Annotated in this window: 14 protein-coding genes; 5 read left to right on the top strand and 9 right to left on the bottom strand. The window is 75.5% G+C overall.

The genetic code is table 11. The features are described from left to right. Positions 1-23: 23 nt before the first annotated feature. A complete protein-coding gene (locus OOT42_RS19155; RefSeq protein WP_124341050.1) occupies positions 24-305 on the bottom strand; it encodes a metal-sensitive transcriptional regulator in 282 nt (93 codons plus the stop codon). 105 nt (positions 306-410) lie between these two features. On the opposite strand from OOT42_RS19155, the gene OOT42_RS19150 reads away from it, so the two are divergent. From OOT42_RS19150 to OOT42_RS19140, 3 genes are all read left to right on the top strand, one after another. After that, a complete protein-coding gene (locus OOT42_RS19150; protein WP_273652745.1) occupies positions 411-869 on the top strand; it encodes an RrF2 family transcriptional regulator in 459 nt (152 codons plus the stop codon). A gap of 159 nt (positions 870-1,028) precedes the next feature. Next, on the top strand, positions 1,029-1,964 hold the full coding sequence (locus tag OOT42_RS19145) for a sulfite exporter TauE/SafE family protein (RefSeq protein ID WP_273652744.1): 936 nt from the start codon (positions 1,029-1,031) through the stop codon (positions 1,962-1,964). Between the two features lie 175 nt (positions 1,965-2,139). Next, complete coding sequence (locus OOT42_RS19140) at positions 2,140-2,538, top strand: hypothetical protein (RefSeq protein ID WP_273652743.1); 399 nt, start codon at positions 2,140-2,142, stop codon at positions 2,536-2,538. Between the two features lie 121 nt (positions 2,539-2,659). On the opposite strand, the gene OOT42_RS19135 is transcribed toward OOT42_RS19140, so the two are convergent. Then, positions 2,660-3,454 carry a hypothetical protein gene (locus tag OOT42_RS19135; RefSeq protein ID WP_273652742.1) on the bottom strand — a complete coding sequence of 265 codons (795 nt, stop codon included), beginning with the start codon at positions 3,452-3,454 and terminating at the stop codon, positions 2,660-2,662. Between the two features lie 317 nt (positions 3,455-3,771). Here OOT42_RS19135 and OOT42_RS19130 point away from each other — a divergent pair, with 317 nt between their 5' ends. Continuing rightward, on the top strand, positions 3,772-5,385 hold the full coding sequence (locus OOT42_RS19130) for a methyl-accepting chemotaxis protein (protein WP_273652741.1): 1,614 nt from the start codon (positions 3,772-3,774) through the stop codon (positions 5,383-5,385). 137 nt (positions 5,386-5,522) lie between these two features. On the opposite strand, the gene hemL is transcribed toward OOT42_RS19130, so the two are convergent. From hemL to hemE, 6 genes are all read right to left on the bottom strand, one after another. Further along, complete coding sequence (gene hemL, locus OOT42_RS19125) at positions 5,523-6,878, bottom strand: glutamate-1-semialdehyde 2,1-aminomutase (RefSeq protein ID WP_273652740.1); 1,356 nt, start codon at positions 6,876-6,878, stop codon at positions 5,523-5,525. After that, positions 6,875-7,876 (bottom strand): porphobilinogen synthase, encoded by a 1,002-nt coding sequence (gene hemB / locus OOT42_RS19120; protein ID WP_273652739.1) that lies wholly within the window; start codon positions 7,874-7,876, stop codon positions 6,875-6,877. The genes hemL and hemB overlap by 4 nt, the downstream gene beginning before the upstream one ends. After that, the gene (locus OOT42_RS19115) at positions 7,873-8,877 is read right to left on the bottom strand and encodes a uroporphyrinogen-III synthase (protein WP_273652738.1); all 1,005 of its coding nucleotides are present in this window, start codon (positions 8,875-8,877) and stop codon (positions 7,873-7,875) included. Before OOT42_RS19115 ends, hemB begins: the two co-directional genes overlap by 4 nt. After that, the gene (hemC, locus tag OOT42_RS19110) at positions 8,874-9,851 is read right to left on the bottom strand and encodes a hydroxymethylbilane synthase (protein WP_273652737.1); all 978 of its coding nucleotides are present in this window, start codon (positions 9,849-9,851) and stop codon (positions 8,874-8,876) included. The genes OOT42_RS19115 and hemC overlap by 4 nt, the downstream gene beginning before the upstream one ends. A gap of 275 nt (positions 9,852-10,126) precedes the next feature. Further along, entirely contained in the window at positions 10,127-11,551 is a 1,425-nt protein-coding gene (gene hemG / locus OOT42_RS19105; RefSeq protein WP_273652736.1) for a protoporphyrinogen oxidase, read from the bottom strand. Then, positions 11,548-12,612: a uroporphyrinogen decarboxylase gene (gene hemE, locus OOT42_RS19100; protein WP_273652735.1), complete on the bottom strand. Its 1,065-nt coding sequence runs from the start codon at positions 12,610-12,612 to the stop codon at positions 11,548-11,550. Before hemE ends, hemG begins: the two co-directional genes overlap by 4 nt. A gap of 45 nt (positions 12,613-12,657) precedes the next feature. Between hemE and OOT42_RS19095 the strand changes: the two genes are divergently transcribed. Next, on the top strand, positions 12,658-13,938 hold the full coding sequence (locus tag OOT42_RS19095) for a glutamyl-tRNA reductase (protein ID WP_273652734.1): 1,281 nt from the start codon (positions 12,658-12,660) through the stop codon (positions 13,936-13,938). A 176-nt stretch (positions 13,939-14,114) separates the two neighbouring features. Here the strand turns inward: OOT42_RS19095 and OOT42_RS19090 are convergent, their stop codons facing one another. Continuing rightward, positions 14,115-14,966: a hypothetical protein gene (locus tag OOT42_RS19090; protein WP_273654885.1), complete on the bottom strand. Its 852-nt coding sequence runs from the start codon at positions 14,964-14,966 to the stop codon at positions 14,115-14,117. Positions 14,967-15,107: the final 141 nt, after the last annotated feature.

Here is a 15,107-nt window from a genome sequence, read left to right as displayed (position 1 = left end):
TCTGTCGGGTGGGGGAGCAGCGGTCAGCTGCGGACGAGCCGGGCGATGGCGTCGGAGGCCTCGCGGACCTTCGCGGCGCCCTCCTCGGGGGACTTGCGGGCCGCGTCGACGACGCAGTGGCCGAGGTGGTCCTCGACCAGGCCGATGCTCACGGCCTGGAGCGCCTTGGTGACGGCGGAGATCTGGGTGAGGACGTCGATGCAGTAGACGTCCTCGTCGACCATGCGGGCGATGCCGCGGACCTGTCCCTCGATGCGCCGCAGCCGCTTGAGGTAGTCGTCCTTGGCGTCGGTGTAGCCGTGCACGGTGGCCTCCTGCGGGTCGGTGGGACGAGGGGTGTCGTCGACGCTCACCCGAACACCATACCCCCCTGGGGTATTCCCGACGCCGGGCCGGGGGAGAATCGGGGCATGCGGGTCTCGGCGAAGGCGGACTATGCGGTGCGGGCGTGCGCGGAGCTGGCGGCGAGCCCGCACGGTGACCCGGTGTCCTCGGACGTGCTGGCCGGCGGGCAGGACATCCCGGTGAGCTTCCTCGAGCGGATCCTCGGCGACCTGCGCCGGGCGGGCATCGTCGCGTCGGTCCGTGGTCGGTCCGGCGGCTACCGGCTGGCCCGTCCCGCGGACCAGGTGACGCTCGCGGAGGTGATCCGCGCGGTCGACGGCCCGCTCGTGACCGTCCGCGACGAGCGGCCGCCGAGCCTCACGTACGAGGGGTCGGCCGCCGCGCTGCTCGACGTCTGGGTCGCGCTGCGCACGAGCGTGCGCCAGGTGCTCGACGAGGTGACGCTCGCCGACCTCGTGGGCCGGCGGCTGCCGCCGCAGGTGCAGGCGCTCGCCGACACCGACGGCGCGTGGGACAACCCCTGACGGCGCACTGAGACGCTGCTGGACGGCTGCCCGCATCGCGAGAGCCGCCGTCCAGGATGCGGATGGTGGTTGTTTCGCCACCAAGACGGTCGGAATTATCTGCGAAAGCACCGCAGCAACCGCAGCCGTCAGCACCCGCGTCCCCCGAGGTGGTCCCCCGTGCGCTCCCTGATCCTCCTGGCCCTCGTCGGCCTCGCCGCCCAGCTCGTCGACGGCAGCCTCGGCATGGCGTACGGGGTCACCTCGTCGACGCTGCTGCTCGCCATCGGCACCAACCCGGCCGCCGCGTCCGCGACCGTCCACCTCGCCGAGATCGGCACGACGCTCGCGTCGGGCGTCTCGCACTGGCGGTTCGGCAACGTCGACTGGAAGGTCGTCCTGCGGATCGGCGTCCCCGGTGCGGTCGGCGCGTTCCTCGGTGCGACGGTCCTCTCCAACCTCTCGACCGAGGCCGGCACCCCGGTCATGGCCCTCATCCTGCTGGCCCTCGGCGTCTACCTGCTGGTCCGCTTCACGCTCTTCGGCCTGCGCACCGACCGCCAGCACCTCCCGCTGCGCAAGCGGTTCCTCGCGCCGCTCGGCGTCTTCGCCGGCTTCATCGACGCGACCGGCGGCGGCGGCTGGGGTCCGGTCGGCACGCCCGCGCTGCTCGCGAGCGGCCGTCTCGAGCCCCGCAAGGTCATCGGCTCGATCGACACCTCTGAGTTCCTCGTCTCGCTCGCCGCGTCCCTCGGCTTCCTCTGGGCGATCGGCTCGCAGGGCATCGACTTCACGTGGGTGCTCGCGCTGCTCATCGGCGGCGTCATCGCCGCGCCGTTCGCCGCGTGGCTCGTCCGGCACATCCCGCCGCGCATCCTGGGCTCCGCCGTCGGCGGCATCATCGTCCTCACCAACGTCCGCACCCTGGTCCGCAGCGACTGGGTGGGCTGGAAGAACACGCCGCAGGAGGGCCTCGTCCTCGGCGTGATCGCGATCGTCTGGGTCGCCGCGATCGTCTGGTCGGTCCGGGCCTACCGCGCCGACCAGGCCGCCGCCCGCGCCGAGGCCGTGCCCGTCGTCGAGGGCGAGGAGAAGGCCGCCGCGCCGGCCGTCTGACCCGACCTCAGCAGGTCACCAGGACCCCCGTCACCCGATGTGGTGGCGGGGGTCCCGTGCGTCGCGCACCGTCGTCACCTCATCCGATCGAGCGCGCCCGATATGTCGCATGGGCCCCGGTTCTCGGGGGATACTCGTCGCCGAGCGAGCGACGAGAGGCGACACCCACGTGACGATGCACGACGAGCCCAGCCACCGCGAGGACGCGGGACCCGGGCCGGTGCCACCGACCTACCGACCGCACGCCGGCACGTGGAACACCCGGGTGCGGCCCGTCGCCGCCGTCCCGCTGCTGCGGTACGACCCCTTCGCCGCCCTCGGGCACGAGGCCAGCCGCCACGGTCACGCGGCCGGCGCCGCGCACGCCCTCCACGAGCAGCCGCACGACCCCGCGACCGACCGGGCGCACGAGCACGCCGTCCCGTCGCTGTGGCCCCACGCCGACGAGCCTGCCGACGGGACGGACGAGCGACGCACCGCGTGGACCCCGAACGCGCTGTGGCGCCCCACCCCGAGCGTCCCCTTCCCGCGGCCGGCCCCGCCGACCGAGCTCGACCCGCCCACCTGGGCCTGACGCCCGGACGCCCACCGCCGTCGGCGCGTCCCCGCCGCACGCGTCACGGCCGCGGGCATGCCGACGCCCCGCCGTCCGCGAACCGGGCGACGGGGCGTCGGGAGCGTGCGCGCTCAGCAGGTCAGAACGGCATCTCCGTCGTCACCTGGTCCGCCGGGGGCGCGGTGACAGGGGCCGCGGTGCCGAAGTTCGTCATCGTGAGCGTGGTCGACATGCCCATGAGCTCGTACTGCACCTTGCGGAGCAGGTCGTCGGCGTCGACCCAGTAGGAGTACGTGATCGTGGGCGGCAGGCTCGGCGCGCCCTCCGGCATGAGCTCGGCCACCTTGTCGGCCGGGAGCTTCGTGGTGTCGACCACGACGGTGTACGGCTGCACCTCGACGCCGTCGAGCTGCTCGGGCGCGCCCGCCTTCTCGACGCTCGTGACGGCGTCCTCGAGGCCCTCGACCGCGCTGCCGCCGACCTCGTCGCCGATGCCCGCGAACTCGGCCGCGAGCGGGTTGCTCGCGTCGTTCGGGTCGATCTGGAGGTACTGGTCGCCGAGCAGGGCGGGGATCTTGAGGTAGAGCAGGCCGCCGACGAAGACCGTCTCGATGTCCCCCATGCCGGGGATGTTCATGCGCATCGCGAAGTTCTCCTGGCCGTCGACGGCCTGGAACGAGCCGGTGGCCGACATCGTCGTCGGGCCCGTCACGTCCATCGTCACGTCGTACGAGGCCTGCGCGGCCGCAGCGGCCTCGAGCCGCGTGACGACGTTCTCCGCCGAGAGAGGCTCGACCGTCGGGGTCGGCGTCGCGGTCGCGGCCGCCTTCGTGGGGACGGGCTGCTCGCTCGCGGCGGGGTCGCCACCACAGGCGGCGAGCAGGGTGGTCAGGGCCACCGCCGTGGTCACGGCGATGAGAGGACGGCGTCGCACGGTACTCCTCGTGCTCGGGTCGCCGCGGCAGGTCGCGCGGCGGAGACGGATGGGTGCGCACATGGTCGCAGGTCCGCGCGCAGATCATGACCACATCTCGCCACGCACCGGGGTGTTACCCGGACGTACGTCCAGGACGGTCCGGGTCGAACCCGGCCGAACCGGCGCACAGGAAACGCTCACACGGCCCACAGCGCGGCCGAACGAAAAGGGCGACGACGCCGGACCCCGCGCCGTCGCAGGGGGTGACGACGCACCGGCAAGCCCGCCGGTCGCGCACACGTCCACCCCCTCGCCGTCCGAAGCGAGAGGCCCGCATGTCCCAGCCCACGTCGTCCCGCCGCCGCCTCCAGTGGTTCGCGGACCGCGGCATCCAGACGAAGATCCTCGCCACCCTCGCCGTCGCCGGCACGATCGTGCTGCTGTCGTCCGGGTACGCGGTCCTCGTCCTCCAGCAGACGCGGACCGACATGAAGACCATGGCCGACGGGCAGAGCCAGATCAGCGACGTCCGCGACCTCGTGCACCAGAACCAGCTCAAGGCGCGCATGATCGTCGCCCAGATCGCCGCCTCGGACGAGCCGACGGCGAAGAGCGACTGGCGCCGCGCGCTGGACTCCAACGACACCGAGCTCGACGGCCAGATCGAGGCGTACACCGCGTCCGCGGCGGGCGGCGAGCAGTCCTGGCAGGCGTTCCTCGAGCACTACGCCACCTGGCGGGAGATCCGTGACGAGCAGCTCGTCCCGGCCGCGCTCGAGGAGGACCTGCACGAGTACGCGCGCATCCGCGAGGAGGTCGGGCAGCCCGCCATCGAGGTCTACGTCGCGGACCTCGACCGGGTCGCGGCCGAGAACACCGCCTTCATCACGAGCCTCGCCGGCCAGTCCCAGGCCCGCGCCGAGAACGCCATGATCGTGCTCGTCACCAACCTGGCAGTCGCCTTCGCCCTCGCGTCCGTCCTCACGTGGCTCGTCGTGCGCAACGTGCGGCGCGCCGTCGACGACGTCCGTCGCAGCCTGCAGGCCATGGCGCGCGGCGACTTCACCGTCGAGGCGACGGTGCGCAACGGCGACGAGGTCGGCCAGACCGCCGAGGCGCTCGGCGTCGCGCAGCGGTCCGTGCGGTCCACCCTCGCGGGGGTCGTCGAGGCGGCCGAGACCGTCGCCGCCGCCGCCGAGGAGCTGTCCGCCGCGTCGCAGCAGGTCGGCGCCGCGCAGGAGGAGACCAGTGCCCAGGCCGGTGTCGTCGCCACCACCGCCGACCAGGTGTCCCGCTACGTGCAGTCCGTCGCCGCCGGGTCCGAGCAGATGGGCGCGTCGATCCGGGAGATCGCGCAGAGCGCGTCCGAGGCCGCGAAGGTCGCGCACGAGGCGACGCAGATGGCGACCGTGACGAACGAGCGCGTCGCGAAGCTCGGCGAGTCCAGCCTGGAGATCGGGAACGTCGTCAAGGTCATCACGTCGATCGCGGAGCAGACGAACCTGCTCGCGCTCAACGCCACGATCGAGGCCGCGCGGGCCGGCGAGGCAGGCAAGGGTTTCGCGGTCGTCGCGGGCGAGGTCAAGGAGCTCGCGTCGGAGACCGCCAAGGCGACCGAGGACATCGCGCGCCGTGTCGAGGCGATCCAGTCCGACACCACCGGTGCCGTGTCGGCGATCGGCGAGATCTCCTCGATCATCGAGGCGATCAACGACCACCAGCTCACCATCGCCTCCGCGATCGAGGAGCAGACCGCGACCACGACCGAGATGTCGCGCGGGGTCGCCGACGCCGCGGCCGGCACGGGGGACATCGCCACGAACATCACGGGCGTCGCCACGTCGGCCGCGACCAGCTCCGACGTCCTGGCGCAGATGGGCAGCAACGTCGAGGAGCTCGCCCGGATGTCCGCCGACCTGAGGTCGCGGGTCGCCGCGTTCACGTACTAGGACCTGCGCCCGGCCGGCCGTGCCCGGCCGCCGGGCGCCGTCCGGACGCCGCCCTCTCCTCGTCGGGCGGCCCGGACGAGAAGGCCCGCCACCGTGCTGGACGGTGGCGGGCCTTCGTGGTCGTGCGGTGCGTGCCGTCAGGCAGGCGGGGCGGCCGCGGCGGCGGCGCGCGCGGCGGCCGGGAGCGCCGACAGGACCCGCTCGACGGCGGCGTCGTCGTGCGCGGCCGAGACGAACCACGCCTCGAACGGCGACGGCGGCGCGTACACGCCCGCCTCCAGCAGCGCGCGGTGGAAGGGCGCGTACCGCCACGCCTCCGTCGCCTGCACCGCCGCGTAGTCGCGGACGCCGTGGGTCGCGGCCTCGGGGCCGAACATCGTGCTGAACAGGCTGCCCGCCCACTGCACGCTGTGCGGGACGGACTCCTCCGCGAGCACGCGCGACACCTCGGTGCGCAGCGTCGCCGCGGTCTGGTCGATCCGGGCGTACACCGGCGCGTCGGCGAGCCGGAGCGTCGCCAGGCCGGCGGCGGTCGCGACCGGGTTCCCCGACAGCGTGCCCGCCTGGTAGACCGGCCCGACCGGCGCGAGGTTCCGCATCACGTCGCGCCGACCGCCCACGGCCGCGACGGGCAGACCGCCGCCGATGACCTTGCCGAACGTGAACAGGTCCGCGGCCCAGCCCTCCCGCAGGCCCTCGAGCCCCCACCAGCCCGAGTACCCGACCCGGAAGCCGGTGAGCACCTCGTCCTGGATGAGCAGCGCACCGTGCTCGGCCGTCAGCCGGCGCAGCTCGCCGTTGAAGCCCGGCCCCGGCGGGACGACGCCCATGTTGGCGGGCGCGGCCTCGGTGATGACCGCGGCGATCCGGTCGCCGTGCGTCGCGAACGCCTCCGCGACCGCGTCGACGTCGTTGTAGGGGAGCACGATCGTCTCGGCCGCGACGGCCGTCGAGACGCCGGCCGAGTCGGGCAGCGCGAGCGTCGCGACACCCGAGCCCGCCGACGCCAGCAGCGCGTCGACGTGCCCGTGGTAGCAGCCCGCGAACTTCACGACGAGGTCGCGGCCCGTGTGGGCGCGCGCGAGGCGCAGCGCGGTCATCGTGGCCTCGGTGCCGGTCGAGACGAGCCGCACCATCTCCGCGGCGGGGACGCGCGAGCGGATCTCGTCGACCAGGTCGACCTCGGTGACCGTCGGGGCGCCGAACCCGAGACCGCGGGCCGCGGCGGCCTGCACGGCCTCGACGACCTCGGGGTGCGCGTGGCCCAGCAGCGCCGGGCCCCACGAGCCGACCAGGTCGACGTACTCGTGCCCGTCCACGTCTGTGACGTAGGGGCCGCTGCCCGACGCGATGAACGGCGGGGTCCCCCCGACCGCGCCGAAGGCCCGCACGGGGGAGTTCACACCGCCGGGGATCACGGCCTGGGCGTGCGCGAACGTCTCCGCGCTCGTGCGGCCGGCGACCGCCGCCTCGCTGCTGCCGTACCGGCTCATGACTTCTCCTCCGCCAGCCACGCGGCCAGCTCCGTCGCGAAGTAGGTGAGCACGTGATCGGCACCCGCACGACGGATGCTGAGCACGGACTCCAGGATCGCCCGTTCGCGCTCGATCCAGCCGTGCGCGGCGGCGGCCTCGATCATGGCGTATTCGCCCGACACCTGGTAGGCGCTGACGGGAACCGTGGACACCGCGGCCACGTCGGCGAGCACGTCCAGGTACGACATCGCCGGCTTGACCATGACGACGTCGGCGCCCTCCGCGATGTCGATCGCGACCTCGCGCGCCGCCTCGCGACGGTTCGCGGGGTCCATCTGGTAGGTCCGGCGGTCGCCCACGAGCTGCGACTCGACCGCGTCGCGGAACGGGCCGTAGAACGCCGACGCGTACTTCGCCGCGTACGCGAGCACCGCGACCTGGTCGTGGCCGGCGTCGTCGAGCGCGTCCCGGACCACGCCGACCTGGCCGTCCATCATCCCGCTGAGCCCGACGAGGTGTGCCCCGGCGGCGGCCTGCGCGAGCGCCATCTCGGCGTACCGGACGAGCGTCGCGTCGTTGTCGACCGCGCCCGCGGGCGTCAGGACGCCGCAGTGGCCGTGGTCGGTGAACTCGTCGAGGCACAGGTCGGCCTGCACGACGAGCGCGTCACCCGCCTCGGCGACGGCGTCCGCGATCGCGAGGTTGAGGATGCCGTCGGGGGCCGTGGCCTGCGAGCCGACCGCGTCCCGCACCTCGGGGACCGCGAACAGCATGACGCCGCCCAGGCCCGCGCGGGCGGCGTCCGCGACCGCGCCCTTGAGCGAGTCGCGCGTGTGCTGCAGGACGCCCGGCATCGACGCGATCGGGCGCGCCTCCGCCAGGCCCTCGCGGACGAACAGCGGCAGCACGAGCTCCGCGGGGTGCAGGCGGGTCTCGGACGTCAGGCGGCGCATCGCCGCCGTCGCGCGCAGGCGGCGCGGGCGGACCCGGCCGGGGCGGGGGAGGGAGGTGGTCACGCGTGCTCCTCGGAGCGGGGGGTGGGGGGCGCGGGCGCCGCGGTCGCGGCGGACGCAGGTTCACCGTCGGGGGTGGCGGACGAACGGGTGACGGCCGGGCTCCCGGCCGCGGGGACCGCGGCGGTGGCTGCGCCCTCGGCGGCGGTCGTGGCGGTGGGTGCGCCCTCGGCGGCGGTCGTGGTGGGGCTCGCGCCGACGGCGGACGCCAGCGCGGCGACGAGGCCCGTCATCGTCTGCTCGCGCGCGACGCCCGCGAGCGGCAGGCCCAGCCTCTCGACCTCCGCCGCCGTCGTCGGGCCGATCGCGACGAGCGCGGTGCCCGCGGGCGGTGCGCCGAGCTGGGCGACGAGCTCGCGGACGGTGCTGGCCGACGTGAGCAGCGCCGCACCGATCGACCCGTCCGCCCACGCGGCCCGGACCTCGGCCGACGGCGGCGCGGCGGGCACCGTGCGGTACGCGACGACGTCGTCGACCTGCCAGCCGCGCGCACGCAGGCCGTCCGCGAGCGTCGGGGCGGCGAGGTCGCCGCGGGGGAACAGCACGCGCTGCGCCGGACCTGTCGCGCCGTCGACCCCCGGGGCCGGGAGGGCGGGCCAGGTGGCGACGAGCGCGCGCGCCGTCGACTCGCCCGCCGGGACCAGCGCGGGCGTCACGCCCGCCTCCCGCAGGGCACGCGCCGTGCCGGGGCCGACGGCGGCGACGTGCACGCCCGCGTCCGTGACGATCCCGGCGAGCGTGCGTCCCGCGAGCGCGGCGCGCTGCCCGAGCACGGGGACCGCCGCCTGGCTCGTGACGACGAGCCACCCGTACCAGCCGGCCCCGAGCGCGAGCAGCACGTCGTCGAGCGGCGTCGGGTCCTCGGGTGGCACGGTCTCGACGAGCGGCACGACGACGGCCTCCGCGCCGGCGGCGGCCAGCGCGACCGCGGCCGGGCTCACCCCCGCCGCCGGTCGGGGCACCAGCACGCGCCACCCCGCCAGCGGCCCGGCCGGGGCGGTCATCGGGCACGTCCCAGGTCGGCGAGGTCGGCGGCGCCCCGGGCGAGCAGGTCGTCGGCCAGGGCGGCACCGAGCGCACGGGCGGCGACGGCGTCCTCGGCGGGCGTGCCGCCGAGGGTCGTGCCGCGGCGCCCGCTCAGGGCGGCGCTGCCGTCGGTGCGGACCACCACGGCGTCGAGCGTGAGCGTGTCGCCGTCGAGCGTCGCGAGCGCGCCGACGGGAGCGGCGCAGCCCGCCTCGAGCCGGGCGAGCAGCGCGCGCTCGGCGAGCACGGCGACGCGTGTGGGCCGGTGGTCGAGCGAGGCGAGCGCGGCGGCGAGCGGCGTCGCGAGGTCGGTCGTCAGGCCGGTCGCTCGGGTCTCCACGGCGAGCGCGCCCTGGCCCGGGGCGGGCAGCATGACGTCGGCGTCGAACAGCTCGGTCACGGCCGCGAGCCGGCCGATGCGCGCGAGGCCCGCACGTGCGAGCACGACCGCGTCGAGGTCGCCCGGGCCGGTCGGCGAGCCGGCGACGCGACCGAGACGGGTGTCGACGTTGCCGCGGATGTCGACGACGTCGAGGTCCGGGCGCGCACGCAGCAGCTGGGCCGCGCGGCGCGGCGAGCCCGTGCCGACGCGCGCGCCCTGGGGGAGCTCGGCGAGCGTGAGGCCGTCGCGGGCGCACAGGGCGTCGCGCGGGTCCTCGCGCGGCGGCACGGCCGCGACGACGAGCCCGTCGGCGTCGCCGGTCGGCAGGTCCTTGAGCGAGTGGACCGCGACGTCGCACCGGCCGTCGAGGAGCGCGTCGCGCAGCGCGGTGACGAAGACGCCGGTGCCGCCGAGCGTGGCGAGCGAGCCGGTGAGGCGGTCACCGTCGGTGCGGACGCGCACGGTCTCGACGTCGAGGTCGCCGTGCGCGGCGAGGGCGTCGGCGACGTGTCCCGTCTGGGTGAGCGCGAGCGTGCTCGCGCGCGTGCCGATGCGGACGTGCTGGGGCATGCCGCCCAGTGTCCCTCCCGCGGGCGGCCGGTGTCGAAACCTGCGAGAGGTTCGTGGTAATGCTCACGCGAACCGTGTGACATGGAACTGACAGGCTGTCAGAAAATAGTCGTCGAAGCGGTTGTGCGGGTGCTCGAGAATGACGCGGCTCACGATTTCCCGCGCGTCACGACGAGTTGTCAGAAAAGCGCTCGCGGAAATGTGAGGCAATCCTCATCGGAGCGGTCGGGGCAGCGTGGGGCGGCGGGGTCGAGGTCGGTCGCGCCGGCCGGGGCTCAGCCGACGAGCGTCGCCGCGGCCCGCCGGGCGTCGGGGATGACCGACGCCAGGCCGTTGCCCGCGGTCCACGCGCCGCACACCGCGACCCCGGGGAGGGCCGCGGCCGTCGCCCGGACCTCCGCGACGGCCTCCCGGTGCGCCGCGCTCGGGCGGGGGAGCGCCTGCCTCCAGCGCACCACCGCGCTGCCCGCGAGCGCCGCCCGGTCGAGCGGGACGCCGAGCAGCACCGACGCGTCGCGCAGGCCCAGGTCGACGAGCGCGTCGTCGGCGGCGGGGACGTCGCGGCCGTCGTCGCCCGCGCGCCCGTACGACAGCCGCACCACGTGCCGGCCGGCCGGGGCCGTCCGGGCGAGCCAGGGCCACTTCGCCGTCGCGTGCGTGAGCGCCTTCGCGGTGACGTCGGACGCCTCGCGCGCCACGAGGACGCCCGTGCCGCGCGGCGCGCCGTCGAGCGCGGGCGCGTCGACGACGAGCGTGACCAGCGTGACCACGGCACCGGCGTCGAGCGTCGGGAGCGTGCCACCGGGTGCGTGGTCGGCGAGCAGGTCCGCGGCGGACGGCGACGCGAGCACGACGCGGGGTGCGCGGAGCACGGTGCCGTCCCCGAGCTCGACGTCGTACGTCACGCCCTCGCCCCCCGCGGCGTCGCCGCCCGGTGCCGGCACCGCCCGCAGCCGGCACGCGCGCGCGTCGGCGCGCACGTCCACGCCGCGCTCACGCAGGTCCGCCACGAGCGTGTCGACGAGCACGTGCAGACCGCCCTCGATGCCCTGCACGGCCGACCCGGCAGGTGCCGACGCGCGTAGCGTCCGCACGGCCCGGGTCAGGGACCGCGCCTCCCGCAGCGCGGCGGGCAGCCCCGGCGACACCGCGCCGACGTCGAGGTCGTCCGGGTCGGACGCGTGCACGCCCGCGACGACGGGCCGCACCAGGCGGTCCAGGACGCGGGCCCCCAGCCGCGCGCGGACCAGGGCGCCGAGCGACGTGGCGCCCGCGCCGACCCGCCCGGGCAGGACGAGGTCGAGCGACGCGCGCAGCACGCCGACCAGGCCGATCGTGCGACGGACGTCCGCCGCGAACGGCTCCGACGGGATGCCGAGCAGGCCGGTCCGCGGCAGAGGCCCGTCGCCCGACGGCAGGTGCACCCACGACCCGTGCGCGGCGGGCAGGCAGACGCGGTCCGTCAGGTCGAGGTCGTCGAGGTACGCCGCGACGGTCCCGCCGCGCGTCGCGAACGACTCGGCGCCCGCGTCGAGGCGCAGGCCGGCCACGGTGTGCCCGCGGACCGCCCCGCCCGGCTCGTCGTCGGCGTCGAGGACCGCCACCCGCAGGCCGGCCGCGGCCAGGTCGCGCGCCGCGACCAGCCCGGCGACGCCGCCGCCGACGACGACGGCGTCCCAGGTCGGGCCGCTCGCGGTCACAGCGAGTGGATCAGCGCGACCAGGCGCGTCAGGACGTCGGGATCGGTGTCCGGCGGGACGCCGTGCCCCAGGTTCACGACGTGGCCGGGGGCCTGCTCGCCGCGCGCGACGACGTCACGGGCGTGTGCCTCGAGCACCGGCCACGGCGCTCCGAGGAGTGCGGGGTCGATGTTGCCCTGGAGCGGGGTCCGGCCGCCGAGGCGGCGGTTCGCCTCGTCGAGGGGGAGCCGGTAGTCGACGCCCACGACGTCCGCGCCGACGTCGCGCATCGCGACGAGCAGCTCGCTCGTGCCCGTGCCGAAGTGCACCTTGCGGACGTCGAGGTCGGCGACCGCCGACAGCGCGCGCGCCGACGCGGGCGCGACGTGCGCGGTGTAGTCCGCGAGGCCCAGCGAGCCCGCCCACGAGTCGAAGAGCTGCGTGGCGCTGGCGCCCGCGAGCACCTGGGCCCGCAGGAACGCGCCCGTGACGTCGGCGGCCCACGTCGTCAGCGCCGTCCACGTCTCCGGGTCGGCGTGCATGAGCGTGCGCGCGGCCAGGTGGTCGCGCGACGGCCCGCCCTCGACGAGGTACGCGGCCAGCGTGAACGGCGCGCCCGCGAAGCCGATCAGCGGCGTGCTGCCCAGGGCCGCGACGGTCCGCGCGACGCCCTCGCTCACCGGCGCCAGGCGCTCCGGGGTCAGCGGGCCCAGGTCGTGCAGCGCCGCGACGTCCGCGGCGGTCCGCACGGGTGCACCCATGACGGGCCCGACGCCCGGCTTGATCTCGACGTCGACGCCCGCGAGCCGCAGCGGCACCACGATGTCGGAGAAGAAGATCGCCGCGTCCACGTCGTGCCGCCGGACCGGCTGGAGCGTGATCTCGCTCGCCATCTCCGGGTCGAGGCACGCGTCGAGCATGGCCGTCCCGGCGCGCAGGGCCCGGTACTCGGGCAGCGACCGCCCGGCCTGCCGCATGAACCACACGGGCCGGCGGGAGGGGCGCTCGCCGGAATACGCGCGCACCAGCGGAGAATTCGCGGTGCGGCCGTCGGCGAGGGGATGTGTGACGGGAAGAGGCACCCGTCGATTGTGCCCGACAAATGTCGGGATGATTCAATCGGGGGCGTGGTGCTGCTGTCCCTGGTCGCCAGTCACCACGACCTCGACCTCGCCGTGCTGGAGCGTCTCTCGTCGGACGTGCACGCCGTGGGTCGCGAGCTCGTGCGCGCGTCCACCCCCGTCACCGGTGCCGTCGTTCTCGCGACGTGCAACCGGTTCGAGCTGTACCTGGAGGTCGGCGACGTCGACCAGACGCCCGCCGCCCTGGCCGCCGCGTCGCAGGCCGTCGCGGCCCGCTCCGGGTACGCCCCCGACGAGGTCCTGACGCACCTGCGCCCGTTGACCGGCACAGCGGCCGGCGAGCACCTGTTCGCCGTCGCCAGCGGGCTCGAGTCGATGGTCGTCGGCGAGCGGGAGATCGCGGGCCAGGTCCGCCGCGCCCTCACCACGGCCCGCCGCGACGGCACCACGACCTCCGCGCTCGAGTCGCTGTTCCAGGCCGCGTCGCGCGTGTCGCGGGCCGTCGAGTCCGAGACCGGGCTCGGCGCGGCCGGGCGGTCCGTCGTCGGCGTCGCCCTCGACATCGCCGAGCGTGGCCTCGTGCCGTGGCCCGAGGTGTCGTGCGTGCTCGTCGGCACCGGCTCGTACGCGGGGGCGTCGCTCGCGGCCCTCAAGGCCCGCGGCTGCACCGACGTCCGCGTCTACTCGCCGAGCGGTCGTGCCAACCAGTTCGCGTCCGCGCGTGGCGTGCGTGCCCTCCCGGCCGGCGCCGACCTCGCGGCCGAGCTGGGCGGCGTCGACCTCGTCGTCGCGTGCAGCGGTGCCGCCGGGGCCGTGCTGCAGGTCGACGCGCTGGCCGACGCCCGCGCGCACCGCGACGCGCGTCCCCTCACCGTCGTCGACCTCGCCCTGCGCCACGACGTCGACCCCGGCGTCCGGCACCTGCCCGGCGTGCGACTCGTGAGCCTGCACACGGTCGCCGAGCACGCCCCCGCCGAGCACGCGGCCGTGGAGTCCGCGCGACGGATCGTCGTGTCCGCCGCCGACGCCTACGAGGCCGACCAGCGCGTGCGCGAGTGGAACCCCGCCGTCGTCGCGCAGCGCACCCGCGTGCTCGGTGGGCTCGAGACGGCGCTGGCCGCGCTCCCCGAGGACGCCCGCGACGAGCGCGCGGAGCGGTCCCTGCGTCGGCGCACCCGCTCGACGCTGCACGGGCCGACGGTCCGGGCCCGCGAGGCGGCGCGCGCCGGTGACGCCGTGGCCTACGCCGCGGCGCTCGCCGAGCTCGCGGCGATCGAGGTGCCGACGGTCCCCGGGCTCGTGGCCCCGGCGGTCTCCGCCCGCTGACCGCGCCGGCGCCCGGCTCGGTCCGCGTCGCGGTGCCGGTCGCTCACACGTGTCAGCGCCGGGCGCGCCCCGGACATGGTGCGTGCCGGGCCTGGACGGGGGGGAGGGCCAGGCCCGGCACGCGTTCGAGAGGGATCACAGCGGGGGGATCGCCGCTCCCTCGGTCCATGCGGTCGTCAGTAGGCCACCGTGTGCCGCTGCGCGGCGGGGCCGGGGGCCCACGTGTGGGGGACGACCTGGTTGGTCTGGATGTCGGTGAGCTCGGCGGCGTAGACGATGCCCTCGTACACGCCGGCCTCGACGCGCTCGAGGTGCAGGCGCTCGGCACGCTCGATGTCGTCGCCCAGGTGCGAGATGCGTGCGACGACGTACCGCTGGGCGTCCTGCCACTGGTCGACGACGCGGACGGAGAGGCCGTTCCAGCGGGCTGTCAGGTCGAGCTCGAACAGCTCGGTGACGTCCTCACGGGCGACCCGGCGGTACCAGCGGCCCGACGGCGCCTGGTGGAAGCCGGTCTCGGCGAGCGGCGGGTTGGCGAGCGCGAGGACGACGGTGTGGCCGCCGTCGACGACGTCCGCCTCGAGGTAGGCGCCGTGCCACTTGGCGACCGGCCCGACGCACCGTGAGAGCGATGCCAGCGCCGGACGTCGAGCCCCGAGCTGCGTGACGGTCCACCCGGTGCCGACGTCGCCGTACCGCGCGAGCAGCGTCGCGGTGCCGTCGTCGTAGACGCGGACGAGCTCGGCGCCCGGGGGGATGCGGGAGTGGCGGAGCCACCACAGCGGGAGGATGTAGCCGGGGACGTCGCGGTACTGGAGCTGCGGCGAGGACTCGAACCGCAGGATGTCGATCGACCGGTCCCACGGGCTGAAGGGCGAGCCGTCGTAGCCCAGGCCGTGCACCTCGAAGAGCTGCGCCGGGGTGGTCGCGAAGCCGACGTCCTCCGCTCGCACGACGTAGCCGGCCACACGGTCGTGTCCCGCGGTCAGGATCGCGCGGGTGAGCGCTGGTGTGATCGCCTTCTGCATGAGGGTCACGGTGGGCATCCTTGCCGAGAAGGGAGGAACCGACAGGAACAGGACGGATCGGTGCACGATTGTGCAGCCCTTCACGGGCACCTGTCCAGGTCGCGTCACCCGTCCGTGTGTCACGGGTGTACTTCTGCAGGT

Origin of the sequence: Cellulomonas fimi, from assembly GCF_028583725.1 — a bacterium.
Classification (GTDB): Bacteria; Actinomycetota; Actinomycetes; order Actinomycetales; family Cellulomonadaceae; genus Cellulomonas; species Cellulomonas fimi_B.
This window is presented reverse-complemented; position numbering and strand designations above follow the sequence as displayed.